At 72.5% G+C, this 20,439-nt stretch carries 22 protein-coding genes; 7 read left to right on the forward strand and 15 right to left on the reverse strand.

Annotation, left to right across the window (positions count from 1 at the left end; translation table 11 throughout):
• Window positions 1-79: 79 nt before the first annotated feature.
• From AB0E24_RS09855 to AB0E24_RS09880, 6 genes are read right to left on the reverse strand one after another with little or no spacing between them, the layout of a single operon-like run.
• Window positions 80-937, reverse strand: coding sequence for an ABC transporter ATP-binding protein (locus AB0E24_RS09855; protein ID WP_100805721.1), 858 nt, complete (start codon window positions 935-937; stop codon window positions 80-82).
• Complete coding sequence (locus tag AB0E24_RS09860) at window positions 934-1,962, reverse strand: ABC transporter ATP-binding protein (RefSeq protein ID WP_359375897.1); 1,029 nt, start codon at window positions 1,960-1,962, stop codon at window positions 934-936. Before AB0E24_RS09860 ends, AB0E24_RS09855 begins: the two co-directional genes overlap by 4 nt.
• Before the next feature lie 6 nt (window positions 1,963-1,968).
• Entirely contained in the window at window positions 1,969-2,820 is an 852-nt protein-coding gene (locus AB0E24_RS09865) for an ABC transporter permease (RefSeq protein ID WP_359375899.1), read from the reverse strand.
• On the reverse strand, window positions 2,817-3,791 hold the full coding sequence (locus AB0E24_RS09870) for an ABC transporter permease (RefSeq protein WP_359375901.1): 975 nt from the start codon (window positions 3,789-3,791) through the stop codon (window positions 2,817-2,819). The genes AB0E24_RS09865 and AB0E24_RS09870 overlap by 4 nt, the downstream gene beginning before the upstream one ends.
• A 4-nt stretch (window positions 3,792-3,795) precedes the next feature.
• Entirely contained in the window at window positions 3,796-5,445 is a 1,650-nt protein-coding gene (locus tag AB0E24_RS09875) for an ABC transporter substrate-binding protein (RefSeq protein ID WP_359375903.1), read from the reverse strand.
• A gap of 58 nt (window positions 5,446-5,503) precedes the next feature.
• Entirely contained in the window at window positions 5,504-6,676 is a 1,173-nt protein-coding gene (locus tag AB0E24_RS09880; protein WP_079259539.1) for a C45 family autoproteolytic acyltransferase/hydrolase, read from the reverse strand.
• Between the two features lie 121 nt (window positions 6,677-6,797).
• On the opposite strand from AB0E24_RS09880, the gene AB0E24_RS09885 reads away from it, so the two are divergent.
• Window positions 6,798-7,700: a MurR/RpiR family transcriptional regulator gene (locus AB0E24_RS09885; protein ID WP_359375906.1), complete on the forward strand. Its 903-nt coding sequence runs from the start codon at window positions 6,798-6,800 to the stop codon at window positions 7,698-7,700.
• 58 nt (window positions 7,701-7,758) lie between these two features.
• Here the strand turns inward: AB0E24_RS09885 and AB0E24_RS09890 are convergent, their stop codons facing one another.
• The 9 genes from AB0E24_RS09890 to AB0E24_RS09930 all read right to left on the reverse strand — a co-directional run bounded on the left by AB0E24_RS09890 (window position 7,759) and on the right by AB0E24_RS09930 (window position 14,265).
• Window positions 7,759-8,118 carry a gas vesicle protein K gene (locus tag AB0E24_RS09890; RefSeq protein ID WP_359376347.1) on the reverse strand — a complete coding sequence of 120 codons (360 nt, stop codon included), beginning with the start codon at window positions 8,116-8,118 and terminating at the stop codon, window positions 7,759-7,761.
• Window positions 8,115-8,324, reverse strand: coding sequence for a gas vesicle protein (locus AB0E24_RS09895; protein ID WP_079259537.1), 210 nt, complete (start codon window positions 8,322-8,324; stop codon window positions 8,115-8,117). Before AB0E24_RS09895 ends, AB0E24_RS09890 begins: the two co-directional genes overlap by 4 nt.
• Window positions 8,321-9,313, reverse strand: a complete 993-nt coding sequence (locus AB0E24_RS09900; protein ID WP_359375908.1) for a GvpL/GvpF family gas vesicle protein — start codon at window positions 9,311-9,313, stop codon at window positions 8,321-8,323. The genes AB0E24_RS09895 and AB0E24_RS09900 overlap by 4 nt, the downstream gene beginning before the upstream one ends.
• A complete protein-coding gene (locus AB0E24_RS09905; RefSeq protein ID WP_371352198.1) occupies window positions 9,310-9,699 on the reverse strand; it encodes a gas vesicle protein GvpJ in 390 nt (129 codons plus the stop codon). The genes AB0E24_RS09900 and AB0E24_RS09905 overlap by 4 nt, the downstream gene beginning before the upstream one ends.
• Window positions 9,696-9,941 carry a gas vesicle protein GvpG gene (locus tag AB0E24_RS09910; protein ID WP_102936900.1) on the reverse strand — a complete coding sequence of 82 codons (246 nt, stop codon included), beginning with the start codon at window positions 9,939-9,941 and terminating at the stop codon, window positions 9,696-9,698. The genes AB0E24_RS09905 and AB0E24_RS09910 overlap by 4 nt, the downstream gene beginning before the upstream one ends.
• A gap of 15 nt (window positions 9,942-9,956) precedes the next feature.
• On the reverse strand, window positions 9,957-10,670 hold the full coding sequence (locus tag AB0E24_RS09915) for a GvpL/GvpF family gas vesicle protein (RefSeq protein WP_359375911.1): 714 nt from the start codon (window positions 10,668-10,670) through the stop codon (window positions 9,957-9,959).
• Between the two features lie 2 nt (window positions 10,671-10,672).
• Window positions 10,673-11,053 (reverse strand): gas vesicle protein GvpJ, encoded by a 381-nt coding sequence (gvpJ, locus tag AB0E24_RS09920; protein WP_079153708.1) that lies wholly within the window; start codon window positions 11,051-11,053, stop codon window positions 10,673-10,675.
• 251 nt (window positions 11,054-11,304) lie between these two features.
• Window positions 11,305-11,703 (reverse strand): gas vesicle protein GvpO, encoded by a 399-nt coding sequence (locus AB0E24_RS09925; RefSeq protein ID WP_359375913.1) that lies wholly within the window; start codon window positions 11,701-11,703, stop codon window positions 11,305-11,307.
• Between the two features lie 72 nt (window positions 11,704-11,775).
• A complete protein-coding gene (locus AB0E24_RS09930) occupies window positions 11,776-14,265 on the reverse strand; it encodes a sensor histidine kinase (protein ID WP_359375915.1) in 2,490 nt (829 codons plus the stop codon).
• A gap of 213 nt (window positions 14,266-14,478) precedes the next feature.
• Between AB0E24_RS09930 and AB0E24_RS09935 the strand changes: the two genes are divergently transcribed.
• The 6 genes from AB0E24_RS09935 (at window position 14,479) to kdpB (ending at window position 20,415) form a co-directional block, all read left to right on the forward strand.
• The gene (locus AB0E24_RS09935) at window positions 14,479-14,892 is read left to right on the forward strand and encodes an SAV_915 family protein (RefSeq protein ID WP_359375917.1); all 414 of its coding nucleotides are present in this window, start codon (window positions 14,479-14,481) and stop codon (window positions 14,890-14,892) included.
• A gap of 11 nt (window positions 14,893-14,903) precedes the next feature.
• A complete protein-coding gene (gene lysA / locus AB0E24_RS09940; RefSeq protein WP_359375919.1) occupies window positions 14,904-16,259 on the forward strand; it encodes a diaminopimelate decarboxylase in 1,356 nt (451 codons plus the stop codon).
• A 166-nt stretch (window positions 16,260-16,425) separates the two neighbouring features.
• Window positions 16,426-16,569: a hypothetical protein gene (locus tag AB0E24_RS09945; protein ID WP_167459951.1), complete on the forward strand. Its 144-nt coding sequence runs from the start codon at window positions 16,426-16,428 to the stop codon at window positions 16,567-16,569.
• Complete coding sequence (gene kdpF, locus AB0E24_RS09950; protein ID WP_069872511.1) at window positions 16,566-16,655, forward strand: K(+)-transporting ATPase subunit F; 90 nt, start codon at window positions 16,566-16,568, stop codon at window positions 16,653-16,655. Before AB0E24_RS09945 ends, kdpF begins: the two co-directional genes overlap by 4 nt.
• Window positions 16,655-18,319 (forward strand): potassium-transporting ATPase subunit KdpA, encoded by a 1,665-nt coding sequence (kdpA, locus tag AB0E24_RS09955; RefSeq protein WP_069872513.1) that lies wholly within the window; start codon window positions 16,655-16,657, stop codon window positions 18,317-18,319. The genes kdpF and kdpA overlap by 1 nt, the downstream gene beginning before the upstream one ends.
• Complete coding sequence (gene kdpB / locus AB0E24_RS09960; protein ID WP_206333664.1) at window positions 18,319-20,415, forward strand: potassium-transporting ATPase subunit KdpB; 2,097 nt, start codon at window positions 18,319-18,321, stop codon at window positions 20,413-20,415. Before kdpA ends, kdpB begins: the two co-directional genes overlap by 1 nt.
• Window positions 20,416-20,439: the final 24 nt, after the last annotated feature.

The raw sequence follows: 20,439 nt of genomic DNA on the forward strand, positions 1-20,439 counted from the left end.
ACGGCGCCGAGCGGGCCCCGGCCGGAGAGCCGTAGAGCCGTAGAGCCGGGGCGGGGCTCGCTCGGCGGCCGGTCCGCGCTCACCGCTCGGCGAGTTCCGCCCGCAGCCGTACCGTCTCCGCCGGGTCCCAGCCGTCGTGCGGCACCGATGACAGCAGAAGCCGGGTGTACGGGTCCTCCGGGGATTCCAGCACCCGGGCCGTCGGGCCCGTCTCGACCGCGCGGCCGCGCCGCATCACCAGCGTGTCGTCCGTGATGTGCCGTACGACGGCCAGGTCATGGCTGACGAAGACCAGGGCCACACCGGTCTCCCGGCGGATGTCGGCGAGCAGCCGGAGGATCTGCGCCTGGATGGACACGTCCAGCGCCGCCACCGCCTCGTCCAGGACCAGCACCTCGGGTTCCACGGCCAGCGCACGGGCGATGGCCAGCCGCTGGCGCTGCCCGCCCGAAAGACCGCGCGGGCGGGCGTCGGCCTCCCGCTTGCCCAGGCCCACCTGGTCGAGCAGCTCGCCGATCCGGCCGGTGGCGGCCTGCCCCTCGTACCGGCCGTGCAGCCGCAGGGCGGTGTGCAGGCACTGACGCGCGGTCAGGCGCGGGTCGAGCGAGACATACGGATCCTGGAAGACGATCTGGATCTCGCGGGCGCGGCTCAGCCGGGCCGCCCTGCGCGCGCCCGGTCCGAGCGGCATTCCGCCCCTTCTCCGTCCCGGCGTGCGCTCCCGGCCGTTGACCGTGATCGTCCCGGCGTCCGGGCGCACCAGGCCCACCAGGATCCGGGCCACGGTGGTCTTGCCGGAGCCGGACTCCCCGACGATGCCCAGCGAACCGCCCGCCGGGACGGAGAACGAGACGTCGGCCACGGCGGTCGTCCGGCCACCGCCCGGGAGCGCATAGCTCTTGCGCAGCCCCTGTACGACGAGTGCGGGCCCGGTCATGCGCTGCTCCTCGATACGAGTTCCAGTCGGCGGCAGGCCGCGGAGCCGCCCTCCGCCGATCCGTCGCCATCGCCATCGCCATCGCCGTCGGCGCCGCCGAACGGGACCGCCACCGGCGCCCAGGTCTCGCACTCCGCCTCGGCCCGTGCGCAGCGCGGGAGGAAGGGGCAGCCGGTGAAGGCGTCGGAGAGGGACGGCGGGCGGCCGGGGATGGGGCGCGGTTCGCGGTTGTCCCCCAGGGTGGGCGAGCAGTCCAGCAGGCCGCGGGTGTAGGGGTGCCGGGGGTCGGCGAACAGCCCGCGGGCGGGCTGATGTTCCACCATCCGGCCCGCGTACATCACATACACACGGTCGCAGTAGGCGGCCGCGAGCGGCAGGTCGTGGGTGATGAAGAGCGTCCCGAGGCCGCTTCCGGCCCGCCGCCGCTCCTCCTGGATGTCCCGCAGCAGGGCCAGGACCTCCGCCTGGGTGGTCGCGTCCAGCGCGCTCGTCGCCTCGTCGGCGAGGAGGAGGTCGGGGTCGGTGGACAGGGCGGCGGCGATCACGACCCGCTGGAGCATGCCGCCGGACAGCTCGTGCGGGCGCTGTCGCATCCGACGCTCCGGGTCGGACAGCCCCACCGAGGCCAGCAGTTCGGCCGCCCTGGCCACCGCGGCGCGCCGGGGCAGGCCGAGGACCCGGGTGAGCGGATCGGTGAGGAAGTCGCCGATCCGGCGGACCGGGTTCATCGCGGAGCGCGGGTCCTGGAAGATCATGGAGACGGTGCGGGAGCGGTGCCGGCGGAGCCGGGCCGGGTCCATGGCGAGGACGTCCTCGCCGTCCACCCACACCGAGCCGGAGGTCCGCGCCCCCTCGGGGAGCATGCGCAGCACCGCCCGTGCCGTGGTGGACTTGCCCGAGCCGGACTCGCCGACCAGGCCGACCACTTCACCCCTGCCGACCCTCAGCGACACATCCGCCAGCATCGGCCGGGCGGCGGCGCCGGCCGGCAGCCGGATGGTGAGATCCTCGATGTCCAGCAGCATGGCCGGCTACCTCCCCTTGCCCAGCCGGTCCGAGACCCGGACCCCGACGATGTTGAAGGCCACCACGACGGCGGCGATGGCCGCGCCCGGTACCAGGGCCGGCAGCAGCGCCCCCTGCACCACGGCGTCCTGTCCCTCCTGCACCATCAGCCCCCAGTCGATCGAGGGCGATCCGGCGCCGAAGCCCAGATAGCTGAGCGTGGCCAGGCTCATCAGCCCCTCGCCGAAGAGCACCACGAGATAGCCGACGATCGCCCCGGCCAGATTGGGCACCAGGTGGCGTACGCAGATCCGTGCCCCGCTCATGCCCTGGACCCGGTAGGCGTCGATGTACGGCTTGGACCGCTCGGCGAGGGCGAGGCTGCGGGTGTACCGCGCGATGGTGGGCGCGTAGGCGAGCCCCAGGGCGATGATCGACGTGGTGAGGCCGTCGCCGAAGACCGCGATCACCAGGACGACGAAGAGCAGGCCGGGGAAGGCGTACATCACATCGGTCACCCGGGAGAGCAGAGTGTCCACCCAGCCGCCGCGCCACGCCGCGACCGTGCCGATCGTGACGCCGAGCAGCGCGGCCAGCGCGAGCAGCGCCAGGGGTGCCAGCAGGCTGGACCGGGCGCCGTACAGGACGCGGGAGAGCAGGTCCTGCCCCGAGGCGTCGGTGCCCAGCGGATGCTGGGAAGTGGTCCCCGCGAGCGAGGCGGACAGGTCGACCGCGTCGGGCGCGTGCGGGGCGATCAGGGGTGCGCACACCGCCGCCACCACGACCAGGGCGAGAAAGCCGCCCGCGATCATCACCGGGACCGGGCGGCGTGCCCGTACCCGCACCGGGATCAGTGCCCCGGCCGTCACTGTCGTCATGCGGTCTTTCCTTCCGGCTTGGTTCCCGGTGTGACGCCCGGCGCGACCCGGGGGTCGATCAGCGGATGGACCAGGTCGACCAGCGTCGTCACCACGACATAGCCGATGACCATCAGCAGCAGCACCGCCTGGGTGACCGGGAAGTCATGTGTGCTGATCGCGCTCACCAGCAGCGAGCCGATCCCGCTGAGGCCGAAGGCGGTCTCGACCACCACCGTTCCGGCGAGCATGCCCGCCATCACGAGGCCGCACATGGTGACGATCGGGCCGAGCGCGTTGCGCAGCACATGCCGGAGGACGATCTGACGCTCCGACTGTCCGGAGGCGCGGGCGGCCTCCACATGGTCCGAGGCGTACGCCTCGGCCATCGCCTGCCGGGTGACCCGGCTGATCACGGCGAGCGCGCTGAGGGCGAGCGCGAACGCGGGGAGCGTCAGATGGTGCAGCCGTCCGGCGAACCCCTCGCCCTGGCCGGTCACCGGGAACCAGCCAAGACGCACCCCGAACAGCGAGACCAGCGCGATGGCCGCCACGAAGGCGGGGACGGAGGCGGCGAGCGTGGTGCCGCCGACGACCGCCGAGTCCACCCAGCCGCGGCGCAGCGCGGCCAGCACCCCGGAGCCGACGCCCAGCACCACGAAGAACAGCGTGGCGTAGGCGACGAGTTCCAGGGTGGTCGGCAGCCGCGCCCCGATCAGGTCGGCCACATGGTCGCGGTACTGGAACGACCGGCCCAGGTCGCCCTGGACGCCGTCCCACAGCCACCGGCCGTACTGGACGACGAGCGGCTCGTCGAGGTGGTGCTCCGCGCGGACCGCCGCGAGCTTCTCCGGGGTGAGTTCCTGTCTGCTGCCGGAGAGGAGGACGGCGGGGTCCCCGGGGGCCGCGTAGACGGCGGCGAAGATGATGAACGAGGCGGCGAGCAGCGTGGCGAGCAGACCGGCGATCCGCCGCGGCAGTCCGCGGATCATGGTGTCAGCCCTTCTTCACGCCGAGGTCGGCGGCCCACGGGTAGTACATCGACACCATGGACGCGGGCGGGCCGGTGTACTTGTCGCCGAGCACCATCACCGACGGCACCTGCACCAGGGGGATCCACACCGCGTCGTCGGCGAACTTGGCCTGGGCGTCGATGACGAGGTCCGCGCGCTTTCGGTCGTCGATGGTCTGCTGGGCCTTGCGGACGAGGGCGTCATAGCCCTTGTCCGAGTAGCCGAGCCAGTTGTTGGCGTTGCCGGTGAGGCCGTTGTCGTAGAAGCCCGCCGGGTCGGCCTTGGAGATGTACCAGTCGACCGGTATCAGATCGAAGCCGTTCCGGGACTTCGGATCGGCGAAGAACTCGTCGTAACGGCTGGACGCGACCGTCTTGACGGTCACCTTCAGCCCGATCTTCTGGGCCGCGCCGCGCACCGCGTTGGTGATGACCGTCTGGCTCTCGCTGCCGTCGCTGGAGACGACGATCGGCTTCGCGGGCGCCCCGGCCCGCTCGACCAGCTTCTTCGCCCGCTCGATGTCGTCCGCGGACGGCGAGGCGGTGTACGCGCTTGAGCGCTCCAGGGCCTGCTGCGCCTTCTGGAAGGCGGCCTTCTCATAGCCCCACGCCCCCGGGCCCACGGGGGTCGCCCAGGGCTCGGCGAGACCGTTGAAACCGGACTTGGCGATGCCCTCGCGGTCCATCGCCAGCGACAGCGCCTTGCGCAGCCGGGCGTCCTTCAGCGCACCGCTGTCGGTGGGGCTGAGCGACCAGGCGGTGGTGGACTGCCCGTAGTAGGCGCGCACGCCCTTCTTCTTGGACAGGACGGCGGCCGGGCCGGTGGCCGTCAGATAGGCGCCGTCCGAGGCACCGGTGGACAGGGAGTTGACCAGCGCGCTGCCGGAGGCCCAGCGGAAGACGACCTCCTTCGTCAGCGGGCGGATGCCGCGGTCCCAGTAGTCGGCGTGGCGCTCGATGGTGAGGGAGGAGCCGGAGTTCCAGCTCTTCACCCGGTACGGGCCGGTGCAGGCGTCGGGGTGGCCGGGGGTGCCGAAGTCGTCGCCCTGCTTCTCCACCGCCTTGCGCTCCATGACGATCCCGGCGTCACCGGCGAGGGCCTTGGTGAACAGGGCGCTCGGCTTCTTGAAGGTGATGGTGACCTCGGCCGGGCCGGTCTTGGCGATCGTGTCGACGTCCTCGTACTCGTCCGACTCGTTCATCTCCGGCCGGGCGTGCCGCTTGAGGCTCCACACCACGTCGTCGGCGGTCATCCGGGCGCCGTCGTGGAAGGTGACGTCGTCGCGCAGGGTGAGGACCAGCTTCTTCTCGCCGGTGTACTCGGCCTTCTCGGCAAGGCGCGGTGCGGTGGTCATATCGGGCCGGAGCAGAAGCAGCCGTTCACAGACGTTGGCCATCACGGTGCGGGTGCTGCTGCCGCCCTGGGCGTCCATGTCCAAGGTGGCGGGCTCCTGTTCCACGAGCCAGTTCACCGTGGCGGCCGCGCCGGACGCCTTGGGTGTGGTGTCGGTGAGCTCGAGCTTGGCGGGATCGACGGACGCGCCGCCGCCCCCGGAGGTGGCGCCGGAGCACCCGGCGGTGAACAGCAGGGCTCCCGCGAGGCCGACTGCGGTGGTACAGAGCTTGGTTTTCATGGCAGGCTCTCTGGTCGTTCGGACGTGATGGCGCTGATCGTTCGGACGTGGTGGCGCGTCAGTTCGGGGCGTGCGGGCCGTCGTAGAGGTTCCAGGGCAGATGCTGGTACTCGTGGTCGCAGGGGGTTCCGGGGGTCACGTGGTAGTCGCCGGAGGTCAGGTCCACACAGGACGACAGCAGCGTCATCCACCATTTGACCGGGGGCTGCCGGGTGTCGGGGTGGGTGCACAGGCCCTCGGGGTGGCCGAGGTGGTCGGACATGGCCTGGTGGATCAGCTTGCGGGATTCGTCCGGTGTGGTGGCCTCGCGCAGCCGGCGCAGCCCGGCCTCGGCCCGGGGCACCCGGATCAGCGAGTCGGAGGACTCGGGGCGGTAGCGGGCCGCGAGCTGGACGGGGACGGTGGTCTGGTAGTGGTTGCCGTGGACGAGCAGGCCCTGGTCCGGATACAGCCAGCCGTGTGCGCCCGGAGTGGTCTCCAGGTCGAGGGCGAAGCCTTCGCGGCAGGTCAGCAGGGCGTTGCTGGCGATATGGCCGCGGGTGCGGCACAGCACGTCGACCGCTTCGCTGATCGACTCGCTGTCCAGCACCCGGCGGCGGATCACGGTCTGGGGCAGCCCCACGGTGTCGTCGAACCGGCCGCCGAGGCCGTTGGCGTTGAGCGCGATACCCGCGGAGTTGGCGCCCTGGCGGCCGATCTGCCCCGCCTCGACCTGCATGATCACGGTGGGGTGCGGGGGCTGGACGATACGGAGCATCAGGACGGTGTCCGCGGCGCCCGCGCGCCAGTCCCAGTTCTGGCCGCAGTAGACGTGTCCATCACCGCTCGCCTCGCCCAGCACGGCGAAGGACGTACAGCCGTCGGTCACCTCCCGGTCGTCCGCGACGTCCGCCACGGCGTCCGCGCGGGCCCGCATCCGGGCGAAGGTCTGGTCGTAAATGATCTCGCCACGGGCGTTGAGGGCGAGCACATCCAGGAGTCCGACCCCCGCCCCCTCGGCGATTCCGGTCATCTCCTCGACGAGCTCGGGGGCGTATCCGCGCACCGGCTCCAGCCAGCGCTCGGCGCGCGCGGTGACCTGCGCCCAGGTCAGCCCCGACGATTCGCCGAACGCCTCCTCGTAATAGGCGAGCGCCGCGCCGATCTTTCCGCGTGCCGCCTCGCCGTACTGGCGGCCGCGCTCGGCCGGCGGGCCGGAGATCTCGACGGTGGGGATGGTGGCGGCTGTCATGGCACTCCTGTGTTCCGAGGCCGGGGCCCAGGACGGGCTGTAATGTTTGTTTCAGAAATCAGCGTTCTTGGAACGGTGAGCCCAGATAGTAATGTCCGACACAGGGAAGTCAATAGTTGTAATGAGCGAACCGAAAGACGTTACGGGGACGACACGACTGGCCGCCGCGGTCCGGGACATGTGGGGCGAGCTGTCCGCTTCGGAGCGGGTGGTGGCCCAGTACCTGGCAAGCGCCCCACCGGAGAATCTGCTGTTCGCGAGCGCGCAGGAGCTGGGCGCGGCCAGCGGCACCAGCAACGCCACCGTGGTACGCGCCCTGCAACGCCTCGGCTACTCCGGTCTGCCCGCGCTCAAGCGGGAGCTGGCCGCCGGCTTCACCTCCGCCACCGCCCCCGAGGAGCGGCTCAAACAGCGCATCGCCCGGGTCGGCCACGACCTGGACGAGATCAAGGACCGGGTCTTCGACGAGGCCACGGAGCGCCTCGACCAGTGCCGCCGCCTGCTGGAGACGGATGTGCTCAAGCAAGCGGTACAGACGCTGGCGGACGCGCGTGAGGTGGTGGCCTACGGCGTCGGCGCCTCGGAGCTCGCCGCCCGCCATCTGGTGCTGAAGCTGCGCCGGGCCGGCCGCCGGGCCCGCTTCGTCGGCGCCACCGGCTTCACCATGGCCGACGAACTGCTGGGCCTCGGCCGCGGGGACGCGGTGGTGATCCTCCATCCCGGCCGCCGGCTGCGGGAGTTCACCGTGCTCACCGACCGGGCGCGGGCCGTCGGCGCGGGCGTCGTACTGGTCACCGACGTCCCCACCGGCCCGCTGGCCACCCACGCCGATGTGGTGATCAGCGCCCCGCACACCCCGACCGGCATCACCGCCGAATCCCTGGCGGGCATCGTCGTCGTGGACACCCTCGTCCTGGCCCTCGCCTCCCTGGACGAGTCCCGGGCCGTCGAAGCGTCCCACCAACTCACCGTGCTGCGAGGGCAGTTGATCGACCGGGCCGAGCCGCGGCCGCGCAAGAACTGACCGCCGGAAGTGGCCGGGAGGGCGACGGGGACGGGGACGGGGACGGGGACGGGTGTGCCTACCCGGAGGTCGGGCCCGTCGGCGACAGGAGGGTGCCGAGCGGGCCGAGGTCGAGGTTGAGGTCCTCCATCCGCAGGCCGTGACGGACGCACATCTCGTCCATGCGCCGCTGGAGAATCATCAGCGTCATGCCGATCCGCTCCTCCTGCTCCTCCGTCAGATCGCCTTTGTCGACGCGGTGCAGCGCCTGGCGCTCCATCAGCTGACGCAGCAGCTCGACCACGGTCAGCACCAGCTTGGCCAGATCGCGCTCGACCGTGTCCGGGTCGGTGCGCAGCCGCTGGGCGGCGGCGCCGGAGGGGGCTGACATGGGCGGGGGTTTCCTCTCGGTGCGGGGACGGTCTCGGGCAGCGGTCAGGGCAGCGTGGGAGCGGGGTGTTCGGCGTCGACGGGGGCGATGACCGCGCGCAGATCGATCCGTACGAGATCGACATCGGCGATGGACAGAACCAGGTCCCCGGTGAGCACGACCCCGCCCTGGAGCAGCCGGTCCAGCAGGTCGATCAGGGCGACCTCGCGGCCCGCGAGCGCCCGTGCGTCCTCCTCGTCCAGCGCGCCCCTCATGCGGGCTCCGGCCGGACGGCCGCCTCGGGCGGGAGGGAGAAGGAGTACGGCGCCCAGGGTCCCGTCACCTCGACGCGCACCCCGGGCTGCCCGTCGGCGGCGGCCAGGACACGGGAGCGGAAGTCCTCGGCGCGGGCGGCGGGCACCAGATACGCGTCGTTGGCGATGTTCTCGCCACGGGCCTTCGCGCCACCGGCATGCGCACCACCAGGCTGCTCGCCACCGCCCTTTTCGCCACCGGCCTTTTCGCCACCGCCCTTTTCGCCACCGGCCTTTTCGCCACCGGCCGCCGCCTTAGCGAGTTCGCCGCGCTGCGGCCGATGGGCGACCCTCCCCACCGCCAGGGCCCCGGCCTCCTCGGCGATGCGCGCGGCCGCTCGCGCCGCCGCCTGCCAGGCGTCCTCGGCGCCCCGCCGACGCCGGACACGGGCGGCGAGGTAGGCCCGGCCCGGACTAAGGGCCCGCTCACCCGCGGCCTCGGACGCCGCCGCGCCGTCCCGCGCCCCGGAATCCGCCTGATCCGCGGAACCCGAGTGATCCGCCTGATCCGCCTGATCCGCGGGATCCCCGGGATCCGTATAGACCTTGACGCCCCATTCGACATGCCCTGCGAGCCGTTCCAGCAACGGCAGGAACTGGTCGCGGCGCTCCTGGAGGATCTGCCGCACCCGGTCCTCGTCCCGGTAGACGGTGGCCAGCCGCAGCGGCAGTACGGCGCCCAGCGGGGCCAGCGCCGCCACCACCCCGTGGTGGCCGCGGGCCAGCGCCGCCAGCCGGGGCAGCCGCTCAAGACCCGCCCGCAGCGCGTCCTCCTCGAACTCCTCGGCCGGGACCGGGCCGACGGCCGCGGCCAGGTCCCCGGTCTCCACGAGCCCCACCTGTTCATCGGCCACCCCGCGCACCGCGGCGACCGCCCGCGCGGCCTCCGGGGTGGGGCGCAGCACCGCGTAGGCGTACACCATGTGCGGTGGCTGTGCGTTGTCGGTCACCCGTCCACGCTCCTGTTCTCGGTCCGGGCCCGCAGCGCCGCGATCTCGGCGCGCAGCCGGGCGTTCTCCTCGGTGAGGGACCGCTCCGCGTCGCCGTCCGCCACGGCCCGGGTGCGGGCGGCGGAGGAGAGCGACGGATCGTGCTCCCACCAGTCGATGCCCATCTCCTTCGCCTTGTCGACGGAGGCGACGAGCAGCCGGAGCTTGATGGTGAGCAGCTCGATGTCCAGCAGGTTGATGCGGATGTCGCCCGCGATCACCACGCCCTTGTCCAGCACCCGTTCCAGGATGTCGGCGAGCGAGGGGGCGTCCTGCGCCCGCTGGTCGTACGGGGTGGGCGGGCGCGGCGGTCCCAGCCCGCCCGCCACCGGTCCTGTCGTCGTCACGGGGCTCGTCTCCGCTCGTCAAGCCGGTCCAGCCGGTCCAGCAACTCGTTCTCGCGGCGGTCGTACTCGTCCTCGTCGATCCGCCCGGCCAGCAGGTCCCGCTCCAGTTCGGCGAGGGCGCGCCGGACCGGCTCCGGGTCGTAGTACTCGCGCTCGGCGGCCGCGGCCATCTGCTCGGCGACCCAGACGGTCGTACGCACCGGCGCCAGCGGAAAGGCGAGCAGCCCGGTCAGCAGTCCCATGGCGCTCCCGTCCCCTCAGGCCACGAAGCTGTACGGCGGCAGGGGGCCGCGCAGCCGGAAGTCGTAGCCCTCTCCATAGCCCTGTGCCAGCTGCCCCGCGGCCCGCGAGAACTCCTCGGCGCGCCCCTGCTCCACCAGGAACGAGGCGTTGAGGAAGTCGTCCCCGGCCGGGGACGCCACCACCTTGTCGCGGGCCATCTCCGACAGCCGCCCGACGACCTGCTCGGCGAGCAGCCGCTGCCGTGCGTCCAGCTGACGGGCGACCAGTTCGCCGAGGGCCACCCGGTCCGCGTACGACCCGCCGCCGTCGCGGGTGCGTTCGTTGAGGCGCCGGGCCTCGCCGGACTCGGTGAGCACCTCCCGCAGCAGATCGTCCTGTGAACGGGCCGCCTTCAGGTTGAACTCCGTGGTGGCGCGCAGCCCCTCCAGTCTGCGGACGTATTCGGCGCGCCCGCCGTCCAGCGCCGCGGTCACCGCGGCGTCGTCGGGCACCAGCATTCCGAAGCGCATCGGCAGCACCGCGCCATCCGCCATCAGCCGCTCCTGGACCTCCTGGTGGGCGGCGAGGTCGCGGCGCTTGGGGCGCAGCTCCGGCGGCGCCGGACTCACCACACAGGCCAGCGGTCCGGCGGTGACCGCGCGCGGGGCGGAGCCGCCGCCCACCGCACGCAGCCCCGTCAGCCGCAGCGGATGGCCGGATCCGGTGATCGCGTAGATGTAGACGGACATGGTCACTTGTCCTCGTCGTCGCGGTCGTCGTCACGGCCGAAGACATCGCCGATGGCCCCGAGGGCGCCGCCGATAACCCCCTCGGTCCTGCCCCGGGCGCCGCCCTCGACGATGTTGCCGACGATGTCGCTCAGCTTGTCCGGGGCCTTGCGGCCGGATTCCAGGTCGAGGCGGTTGCACGCCTCGGCGAACCGCAGATAGGTGTCCACGCTGGCGATGACGATCCGGATGTCGATCTTCAGAATCTCGATACCGACGAGGGAGACCCGGATGAAGACGTCGATGACGAGGCCACGGTCCAGGATGAGTTCGAGGATGTCGAAGAGGCTTCCGGTCCCCGAACCGGTCGATGCGGTGGCAGGCGGCCCGCCGGTCTGCGTCATGACGGTCACGTGTGCTTCCTCTCGCTCGCGTTCGGTCAGCTGTCCGCTCTCATACGGGGGCCGCGGCGGCGGCGTTCACGCATGAGGCGGATGTGACACATGAGGCGCACACGGGGAACGGCCCCGCGCGAGCGGGAGGCATCGGCGCGGGGCGCGTCGGGGAGACCCGGCGGAAGGGCGGCCGTGCCTGGTCGCCCTTGCGAGCGTACGTACCACGCCCCGCGAGCCCAGATCACAACCCCGGACAGGCCCTAACGTCCACGGTCGAGCTGGCCGCGCGCGTAACGGCGTTGCCGCTCATAGCCGAGGAGCTGCCCCTGTGAGTCGAGCGTCACACGGTAGGTGGCCAGGATGGTCATGGTCTCCGGCACCCGCTCCAGCTCCACCATCTCCACATCGGCCAGCCATCCGTCCGGGGTCGGCTGGAGCGCGGAGACCCGCTCCGGCGCGGCGCCGAGCAACTCCCCCAACTGCCGTGCCGCGCCCCGCATCGCCTGAACGGCGGGCACCCGGCGCGGCGGCTCGGTGGTCCCGGAGGTGTCCGTGCGAGGTGCGTCGGCGCGCGACGCGTCGGTGCGAGCTGTGTCGGTGTGTGAAGTGTCCGTGCGAGGTACGTCCGTGCCAGGTGTGTCCGGATCAATGCTCGTCATGGTCCCACCGTGCCAAGTCCGCCCGGCGCGTGGTGCGCGGATCACCAAAGCGGCAAGCCGGAGTGGGCGCGGTCACGGTCCGGCGGGTGAGGGGGCGATGCGGTGTGCGGCCGTGGGCAGGGTGAGGGTCACGGAGAAGGCGCCGCCGGTGGTGGTGTGGTCCAGGGTGCCGCCCATCGCCTCGCCGAGGTCGCGGGACAGCCGCAGGGGCAGACTGTCGGCGCGGGCATCGGCACGGGAGCCATCGCGCTCCGTATCGGGATCGATGCCGTCCGTGATGCGGATCGTCAGGTGGCCCGGCCGGGCCTCGGCCGTGAGGGTGGGCGGTGCGCCGGGCGGGCTGTGGCGCAGGGCGTCGGCCGCGAGCGCGGTCAGGACGCGGGTGAGCAGCGCGGCGTCGGCGAGGACGTACGGCGGTTGCTCCGGAAGCCGCAGGACGAGCGTGTGGCCGCCGGTTCCGAGGTCGTCCAGCGCGGCGGTCAGCGCCTCGTCGAGGTCGACGGGGCGCAGGTAGAGGTCGAGCGCCCCGGCGTGCAGCCGGCTGAGGTCGTCCAGGTCGGTGAGGAGCTGGGTGGCGCGGCGCACCGCCGACCGGGCGGTGGCGATGCCGCGGGTCTCCCCGTCCGATGTGGGGCGCAGGCGGACGAGCGCCTCCTCGGCCGCGCGCAGCGGCGCCCGCAGATCGTGGCTCGCGGTGAGGAGCAGCGAGGCGCGGGTGTGTTCGGCGGCGGCGAGGGTGTCGGTCTCGGCGGCGTGCCGGGTGAGCCGGCCCTGGGTGTGCGCGATGCCGATCTGCGCGGCGCAGGCGGCGAGGATGCGCTGGTCGTCGCCGCTGAGGCCGTGGCCGCGGGCGGCCAGGGTGAGGTCGTCGTCGATGGGGGCCTCCAGATCGCCCTCGTAGGGCCGCTCGGGCGGCCGTTCACCGGTGCTGGCGACGACGTACCAGCGGGGCTCGGCGGTATGGCCCGGTTCGCGCTGGAGCAGGCTGAGCGAGGTCAGGGCGAAGTTCTCCCGTACCTGCTCCAGGAGGGCCGGCAGGTCCTGGCCGCGTGCGATGGCGACCGCGAGCCGACTCAGCGCACGCGCCTCCGACGTGGCGCGCAGCGCCTGCCGGGTGCGGCGGGCGGCCGCGCCCGCGGCGGCCCCGACCAGCCAGGCGGCGGTGAGGAAGACGGCGAGCGCCACGATGTCGACGGGGCGGGTGACCTTCAGGGAGTGCAGGGGCGCGGTGAAGTAGAAGTCGGCGAGCAGCCCCGCCGCGACCGCCGTGGCCAGCGCCGGGTACGTCCCGCCGACGAAAGCGGCCACGACGACCGCCAGCAGGTAGCTCATCAGGGCGCCGGGCAGGCCGACCCGGTCGCGCACCGCGGTCAGCACCAGCGTGAGGAGCGGCAGCAGCACCGCGGCCCCGGCCGTCGCGGACCACAGCCGCGCCGGTCCGGTGCCACGGGGCGGCCGCGGCAGCCGGGGCGAGGCGGCCCCCGCCGCCTGTTCGTGGGTGACGATATGCACGTCGATGGGGCCGGACCCGTGGATCGTCCGCCGCCCCACACCGGCCCGCAGCAGCAGCGAGAACCGCCCCCGGCGGCTGGCGCCCAGCACGATCTGGGTGACGTTCTCGGCCTCGGCGAACCGCAGCAGCGCCTCGGGGATGTCCTCCCCCGTGGTCTGGTGGTAGCTGCCGCCCAGCGACTCCACCAGGGCCCGCTGCCCGGCCAGTGCGCCCGGGGCCGGGAGGGTGAGTCCGTCACCGGGGACGATGTGCAGGGCCAGCAGTTCGCTGCCCGGTGTCCGGGCGGTGATCCGGGCGGCGCGGCGGATCAGCGTCTCGCCCTCGGGGCCGCCGGTCAGGCCGACCATGATCCGCTCCCGGGTCTCCCAGGGGGCGGTGATGCCGTGCTCGGCGCGGTAGCGCTGAAGCCCCTCCTCGACCCGGTCGGCGAGCCACAGCAGGGCGAGTTCGCGCAGCGCGGTGAGGTTGCCCAGCCGGAAGTAGTGGGTGAGGGCGCCCTCGACACGATCCGGCGGGTAGACGTCGCCGTGCACCAGCCGGCGGCGCAGCGTCTCCGGCAACAGGTCGACCAGCTCGATCTCGTCGGCGCGGCGCGCCACCTCGTCGGGCAGCGTCTCGTGCTGGACGACGCCGGTGATCTGCCGTACGACGTCGTTCAGCGACTCCAGGTGCTGGATGTTGAGGGTGGTGACCACGTCGATCCCGGCGTCGAGGAGCTCCTCGACGTCCTGCCAGCGCTTGGCGTTGCGCGATCCTGGGACGTTGGTGTGGGCCAGTTCGTCGACCAGAGCGACCTGGGGGTGCCGGGCCAGCACCGCGTCCAGGTCCAGCTCGGTGAAGGCCGTGCCCCGGTGGACCAGGGTGTGCCGGGGGACGGTCTCCAGCCCCTCGGCCAGGGCCGCGGTCAGCCGCCGGCCATGCGGTTCGACCAGGCCGATGACCACGTCGGCGCCCTGCTCGCACAGCCGCCGGCCCTCTTGCAGCATGGCGTAGGTCTTCCCGACCCCGGGCGCCGCCCCGAGATGGATCCGCAACCGTCCACGTGCCATCGACGGCCTCCTGTGCACACTGCCGCGACCGCGCCCCGCCCTTCCATGGTGCGCCCCGCGTGCCGCGCCAGCGCCGCGTCAAGACTTTCCGTTATCGCGTCAGCGTCACGTCAGGGACGAGCGCCCACCGCGGGCCGCGGTGGTTACGGTCCTGTCCGGGTCCCGGTCCTCTGTCCCGGTCCGGGGCCTTCCTCTCTCCCCTGGAGGCACGTCATGAGCGACCGTCTGTATGGAGACGACTCCGAACCCGATGAACCCGTCCCGGCCGGACGCGTCCTGTACGTCCCCGTCCGGCCGGGGCCCGCCGGCTGCGCCGTGCGCATCTTCCGTACGCCCCAGGGCGGCCGTACCGCCGTCGGCTTCTCCACCCGGCAGGGGCTGACCGAGGTCCTGGGCGCCCGGCAGCCGTGGATCCGGCTCGGCGAACCGGCGCTGCGCGCCCTCGCCGAACCGCTCGGCGCCGTCTCACTCACCGTGGACCCGCGGCTCGCGGTCCGCGACATCGCACCACCGGCGCCGCGGCGCCGCGACACCACCACGCTCACCTGGAGCCCCCAGGCCGTCGGCGCCGTGCGGGCGGCGGGGGCCGCCGCCCTCGTCGGGCTCCTCGGCGTGTGGCTCGGCTGAGGGAGGACGCCATGGCCACGCCACTGATCACCGGCACCGCGCACCGCACGCCCCACACACCGCCCGCCGACCCCGCACTGTCGGTCTGGCCCGCCTCGACCGTCCCGCTGGACCACGGGGACCTGGCCGTCGGCGGAGTGTCCCTCACCGAGATCGCGGACCGCTTCGGCACCCCGGTGTACCTGCTCGACGAGACCGAGGTCCGGGCCCGCTGCCGCGCCTACCACGACGCCTTCCCGGAGGCCGCCGTCCTCTACGCCGCCAAGGCGTTCCTGTGCCGCGCGATGGCGCACTGGGTGGCGGAGGAGGGCATGGGCCTGGACGTGTGCTCGGCCGGAGAGCTCGAACTCGCGGTCACCACCGGTTTCCCGCCCGAGCACATCGTGCTGCACGGCAACGCCAAGAGCCCGTACGACCTCCAGGCCGCCCTGCGCCTCGGGGTCGGGCGCATCGTCATCGACAGCCCCTCGGAGATCGCCCGGCTGGCCGTCGCCGTGCCCGAGGGCGGCCGCCAGAAGGTCATGGTCCGGGTCGCCCCGGGCATCGCCGCGGGCGGCCACGCCAAGATCCGTACCGGCACCGACGACCAGAAGTTCGGCCTGTCGCTCACCGACGGCTCGGCGCACCACGCCATCGCCCGGATCCTCGACCAGCCACGTCTGGAACTGGTCGGCCTCCACTGCCACCTGGGCTCCCAGATCACCTCCGGCAAGCCCTATCTGGCGGCGGTGCGGCGCATGGTCGGACTGCTGGCCCGGGTCCGGGACCAGCACGGGGTCACCCTCCCCGAGCTGGACATGGGCGGCGGGCACGGTATCGCCTACCGTCCCGGTGAACCCACCCTCGACATCGCCGCGCTCGGGCCCCGGCTGCGCGCCGAACTGGCCGACGGCTGCGCGGCGGCCGGGCTGCCCGTGCCACGGCTGATCATCGAACCGGGCCGCGCCGTCGTGGGCCCGGCCGGGATCGCGCTCTACCGGGTCCTGGCGGTCAAGCGCACCGGGCACCGCACCTTCGTCGCCGTGGACGGCGGGATGAGCGACAACCCGCGTCCCGCGCTGTACGGAGTGCGCTACGCGCCCCGGCTCGTGGGCCGCACCAGCACGGCGCCGCCCGCCACCGCCACCGTGGCCGGACGCCACTGCGAGGCCGGGGACGTGCTGGCGGGCGAGGCGGAGCTGCCGGGCGACATCCGCCCCGGCGACCTGATCGCGGTGCCGGTGGCGGGCGCGTACCACCTGTCCATGGCCTCCGGCTACAACCTGGTCGGCCGCCCGCCGGTGGTCGCGGTGGCCGACGGCAGGGCGCGGCTGCTGATACGGCGCGAGTCTCTGGACGACATCCGCCGCCGCGACGTCGGACTGTAGGGAGAAGACATCGGTCTACAGGGAGCAACAGAAGGTCTCCGGCCGCGGTTCCGGCCGCCGATGGTCTGACCGACGCTCCGGGGGTTCACTCCATCGGTCAGACTTGTCCCGAGACACCGTCGACATCGCCGGGCGGGGGCGCGGGCCGCGCTAACAAGGGTCGTCGGTGGCCGAGGTGGTGAGCGGCCACGGCCCTTACGACCCGACCCGCCGGGGTGCTGCCCGTATGTCAGATGTGGTGTTCATCGTCCTGACCGTCGCCGTGTTCGCCGTCATCGGCGCGGTCGCGCGAGGGGCCGGGCGGCTGTGAGCCCCGACAACCTCGTCGGGCTGATCGTGGCCGCGGCCCTGCTCGGCTATCTGGTGCTGGCCCTGATCTTCCCGGAGAGGTTCTAGTGAGCGGCACGCTCGCGGGCTGGCTCCAGATCCTGGCGCTGGTGGCGGCGCTGGCGCTCTCCTACCGGCCGCTGGGCGACGCCATCGCCCATGTCCTCACCACCCCCCGCCATCTGCGCGTCGAGCGGCTGGTCTACCGGCTGGTGGGGGTGAACGGGGACGCCGATCAGCGGTGGAGCGCCTATCTGCGCGGGGTGCTCGCGTTCTCCGCGGTCTCGGTGCTCTTCCTGTACGGCTTCCTGCGGCTCCAGAACCTGCTGCCGCTGTCGCTCGGCAGACCGCCGATGCCCGCGGACCAGTCCTTCAACACGGCCGCGTCCTTCGTCACCAACACCAACTGGCAGTCCTACGCGGGCGAGTCGACCCTGGGCCATCTGGTGCAGATGGCCGGGCTCGCGGTGCAGAACTTCGTCTCGGCGGCGGTGGGCATCTCCGTCGTCGCCGCCCTGATCCGCGGCTTCACCCGCAAGGAGACCGACCGGGTCGGCAACTTCTGGGTGGATCTGACGCGGATCACCCTGCGGATCCTGCTCCCCCTCGCCTTCGTCTTCGCGATCGTGCTGGTGGCGGGCGGTGTGATCCAGAACCTGCACGGCGCCGAGTCGATCCCGACCATCGCCGGGGGCCACCAGAGCCTCACCGGCGGTCCGGTGGCCTCCCAGGAGGTCATCAAGGAGCTGGGCACCAACGGCGGCGGCTTCTACAACGCCAACTCCAGCCACCCCTTCGAGAACCCCAACGCCTTCACCAACTGGCTGGAGATCTATCTGCTGCTGGCGATCGCCTTCGCGCTGCCGCGCACCTTCGGCCGGATGGCCGGCGACCACCGGCAGGGGTACGCGATCGTGGCGGTCATGGCGCTGATCTGGGCCGCCTCGGTCGCCATCGTCACCGTCGACGAACTGCACAGCGTCAGCAGCCGGGCGGGCCATGCGGCGGGCGCCATGACCGAGGGCAAGGAGCAGCGGTTCGGCGTCTGGGCCTCGGCCCTCTTCGCCGCCTCCACCACCCTCACCTCCACCGGTGCGATCGACTCCGCCCATGACTCGTACTCACCGTTCGGCGGCGGGATGACGATCTTCAACATGATGCTGGGCGAAATCGCCCCCGGCGGCACCGGATCCGGTCTCTACGGCATCCTCGTCCTGGCGGTCATCGCGGTCTTCGTGGCCGGGCTGATGGTCGGGCGCACCCCCGAGTACCTGGGCAAGAAGCTGCGCGGGCGGGAGATGAAGTTCGCCTCCCTGTACATCCTCACCACCCCCACGGTCGTCCTGGTCGGGGCGGCCCTGGCGATGGCGCGGCCGGGGGAACGCGCCGGGATGCTCAACCCCGGGCCGCACGGCTTCTCCGAGGTGCTGTACGCCTTCACCTCGGCGGGCAACAACAACGGCTCCGCCTTCGCCGGGCTCTCCGTCGACACCACCTGGTACAACACCGCGCTCGGCCTCGCCATGCTCTTCGGCCGCTTCCTGCCCATGGTGTTCATCCTGGCGCTGGCCGGATCGCTGGCCGGGCAGGCCCCGGTGCCGGTCACGGCCGGGACGCTGCCCACCCACCGGCCGCTGTTCGTCGGCCTGCTGACCGGCGTGGTGCTCATCGTCGTCGGCCTCACCTACTTCCCCGCGCTCTCGCTGGGACCGCTCGCGGAAGGGCTCCAGTGATGTCCGCACCGTCCCGTCCCGTCTCCGGCGGACTGCTCGACCCGAAGCAGCTGGTCGCCTCCCTGCCCGACGCCGTCAGAAAGCTGGATCCGCGGGGCATGGTGCGCAATCCGGTGATGTTCGTGGTGGAGGTCGGCGCGCTTCTCACCACCGCGTTCGCCATCCGGAGCCCCAGCGTCTTCGCCTGGGTCATCACCGTCTGGCTCTGGCTGACCGTCCTCTTCGCCGCCCTGTCGGAGGCGGTCGCCGAGGGGCGGGGCAAGGCCCAGGCGGAGACGCTGCGGCGGACGAAGACCGCCACCACCGCCCGCCGGCTCGTGGACTGGCGGCCGGGCGCGGCGGCGGGGGCACCGGCGGAAGCGGTGCCGGAGGAGGAGGTACCCGCCGCGGAACTGCGGCTGGGCGACCATGTGGTGGTCGAGGCGGGGCAGATCATCCCGGGGGACGGGGATGTGGTCGAGGGCGTCGCCTCGGTCGACGAGTCGGCGATCACCGGTGAGTCGGCGCCGGTCATCCGGGAGTCCGGCGGCGACCGTTCGGCGGTCACCGGCGGTACGAAGGTGCTGTCGGACCGGATCGTCGTGAAGATCACTTCCAGACCGGGGGAAACCTTCATCGACCGGATGATCGCGCTGGTGGAGGGCGCGGCGCGGCAGAAGACACCGAACGAGATCGCGCTGAACATCCTGCTCGCCTCGCTCACCATCGTCTTCCTGCTCGCCGTGGTCACCCTCCAGCCGTTCGCGCTCTACGCCAGGGCCGAGCAGTCCATCGTGGTCCTGGCCGCGCTGGTGGTCGCGCTCATCCCCACCACCATCGGGGCACTGCTGTCCGCGATCGGCATCGCGGGTATGGACCGGCTCGTCCAGCGCAATGTCCTCGCCCTGTCCGGCCGCGCGGTGGAGGCCGCCGGGGACGTCAACACCCTGCTGCTGGACAAGACCGGGACCATCACCTTCGGCAACCGCCAGGCCGCCGAGTTCCTGCCGGTGGGCGGCACGCCGGTCGAAGAGCTCGCGGACGCCGCCCAGTTGTCCTCGCTCGCCGATGAGACGCCGGAGGGCCGTTCGGTGGTGGTCCTGGCGAAGGAGACGTACGGACTGCGGGCGCGGGACGAGGGCGAGCTGGGCGAGGCCCAGTTCGTGCCCTTCACCGCCCAGACCCGGATGAGCGGGGTGAACATCGGCGGCCGCCAGGTGCGCAAGGGCGCCGCCTCGGCCGTCGCCGACTGGGTGGCCGGCCACGGGGGACGGTCCGGCACCGACGCCCGTACGGTCGTGGACCGGATCTCCCAGGAGGGCGGCACCCCGCTGGTGGTGGCCGAACGCGATGGCGACCAGCAGCGGGGGGCCGCCCGGGTGCTCGGCGTCATCCACCTCAAGGACGTGGTCAAGCACGGAATGCGGGAGCGGTTCGAGGAGCTGCGGCGGATGGGCATCCGCACCGTCATGATCACCGGCGACAATCCGCTGACCGCACGGGCCATCGCGGACGAGGCCGGAGTGGACGACTTCCTGGCGGAGGCCACGCCCGAGGACAAGATGGCGCTCATCCGTCGGGAGCAGGCGAACGGCAAGCTGGTGGCGATGACCGGCGACGGCACCAACGACGCCCCGGCGCTGGCCCAGGCGGACGTGGGCGTGGCCATGAACACCGGCACCTCGGCCGCCAAGGAGGCCGGGAACATGGTGGACCTGGACTCCGACCCCACCAAGCTCATCGAGATCGTGGAGATCGGCAAACAGCTGCTCATCACGCGCGGCGCGCTGACCACCTTCTCCATCGCCAATGATGTGGCGAAGTACTTCGCCATCATCCCCGCGATGTTCGCCGTGGTATATCCGGGCCTGGAGAAGCTCAACGTCATGCGGCTGCACAGCCCCACCTCGGCCATCGCCTCCGCCATCATCTTCAACGCGCTGATCATCGTCGCGCTGATCCCGCTCGCGCTGCGCGGTGTCCGCTACCGGCCCTCCTCGGCGGCGGGCCTGCTCGGCCGCAATCTGCGGATCTACGGCCTCGGCGGGCTCGTCCTGCCCTTCCTCGGCATCAAACTCATCGATCTGGTCGTCCAGTTCATCCCCGGACTGCGCTGACCGACGACCGCCAGGACGGCCTGG

This window comes from Streptomyces malaysiensis subsp. malaysiensis (assembly GCF_040653035.1).
Lineage (GTDB): Bacteria > Actinomycetota > Actinomycetes > Streptomycetales > Streptomycetaceae > Streptomyces > Streptomyces malaysiensis.

Coding starts and splice junctions, on each gene's coding strand:
- AB0E24_RS09855 (WP_100805721.1), bottom strand. CDS start 937: ATGACCGGGCCCGCACTCGTCGTACAGGGGCTGCGCAAGAGCTATGCG.
- AB0E24_RS09860 (WP_359375897.1), bottom strand. CDS start 1,962: ATGCTGCTGGACATCGAGGATCTCACCATCCGGCTGCCGGCCGGCGCC.
- AB0E24_RS09865 (WP_359375899.1), bottom strand. CDS start 2,820: ATGACGACAGTGACGGCCGGGGCACTGATCCCGGTGCGGGTACGGGCA.
- AB0E24_RS09870 (WP_359375901.1), bottom strand. CDS start 3,791: ATGATCCGCGGACTGCCGCGGCGGATCGCCGGTCTGCTCGCCACGCTG.
- AB0E24_RS09875 (WP_359375903.1), bottom strand. CDS start 5,445: ATGAAAACCAAGCTCTGTACCACCGCAGTCGGCCTCGCGGGAGCCCTG.
- AB0E24_RS09880 (WP_079259539.1), bottom strand. CDS start 6,676: ATGACAGCCGCCACCATCCCCACCGTCGAGATCTCCGGCCCGCCGGCC.
- AB0E24_RS09885 (WP_359375906.1), top strand. CDS start 6,798: ATGAGCGAACCGAAAGACGTTACGGGGACGACACGACTGGCCGCCGCG.
- AB0E24_RS09895 (WP_079259537.1), bottom strand. CDS start 8,324: ATGAGGGGCGCGCTGGACGAGGAGGACGCACGGGCGCTCGCGGGCCGC.
- AB0E24_RS09910 (WP_102936900.1), bottom strand. CDS start 9,941: ATGGGACTGCTGACCGGGCTGCTCGCCTTTCCGCTGGCGCCGGTGCGT.
- AB0E24_RS09915 (WP_359375911.1), bottom strand. CDS start 10,670: ATGTCCGTCTACATCTACGCGATCACCGGATCCGGCCATCCGCTGCGG.
- gvpJ (WP_079153708.1), bottom strand. CDS start 11,053: ATGACGCAGACCGGCGGGCCGCCTGCCACCGCATCGACCGGTTCGGGG.
- AB0E24_RS09925 (WP_359375913.1), bottom strand. CDS start 11,703: ATGACGAGCATTGATCCGGACACACCTGGCACGGACGTACCTCGCACG.
- AB0E24_RS09930 (WP_359375915.1), bottom strand. CDS start 14,265: ATGGCACGTGGACGGTTGCGGATCCATCTCGGGGCGGCGCCCGGGGTC.
- AB0E24_RS09935 (WP_359375917.1), top strand. CDS start 14,479: ATGAGCGACCGTCTGTATGGAGACGACTCCGAACCCGATGAACCCGTC.
- lysA (WP_359375919.1), top strand. CDS start 14,904: ATGGCCACGCCACTGATCACCGGCACCGCGCACCGCACGCCCCACACA.
- kdpB (WP_206333664.1), top strand. CDS start 18,319: ATGTCCGCACCGTCCCGTCCCGTCTCCGGCGGACTGCTCGACCCGAAG.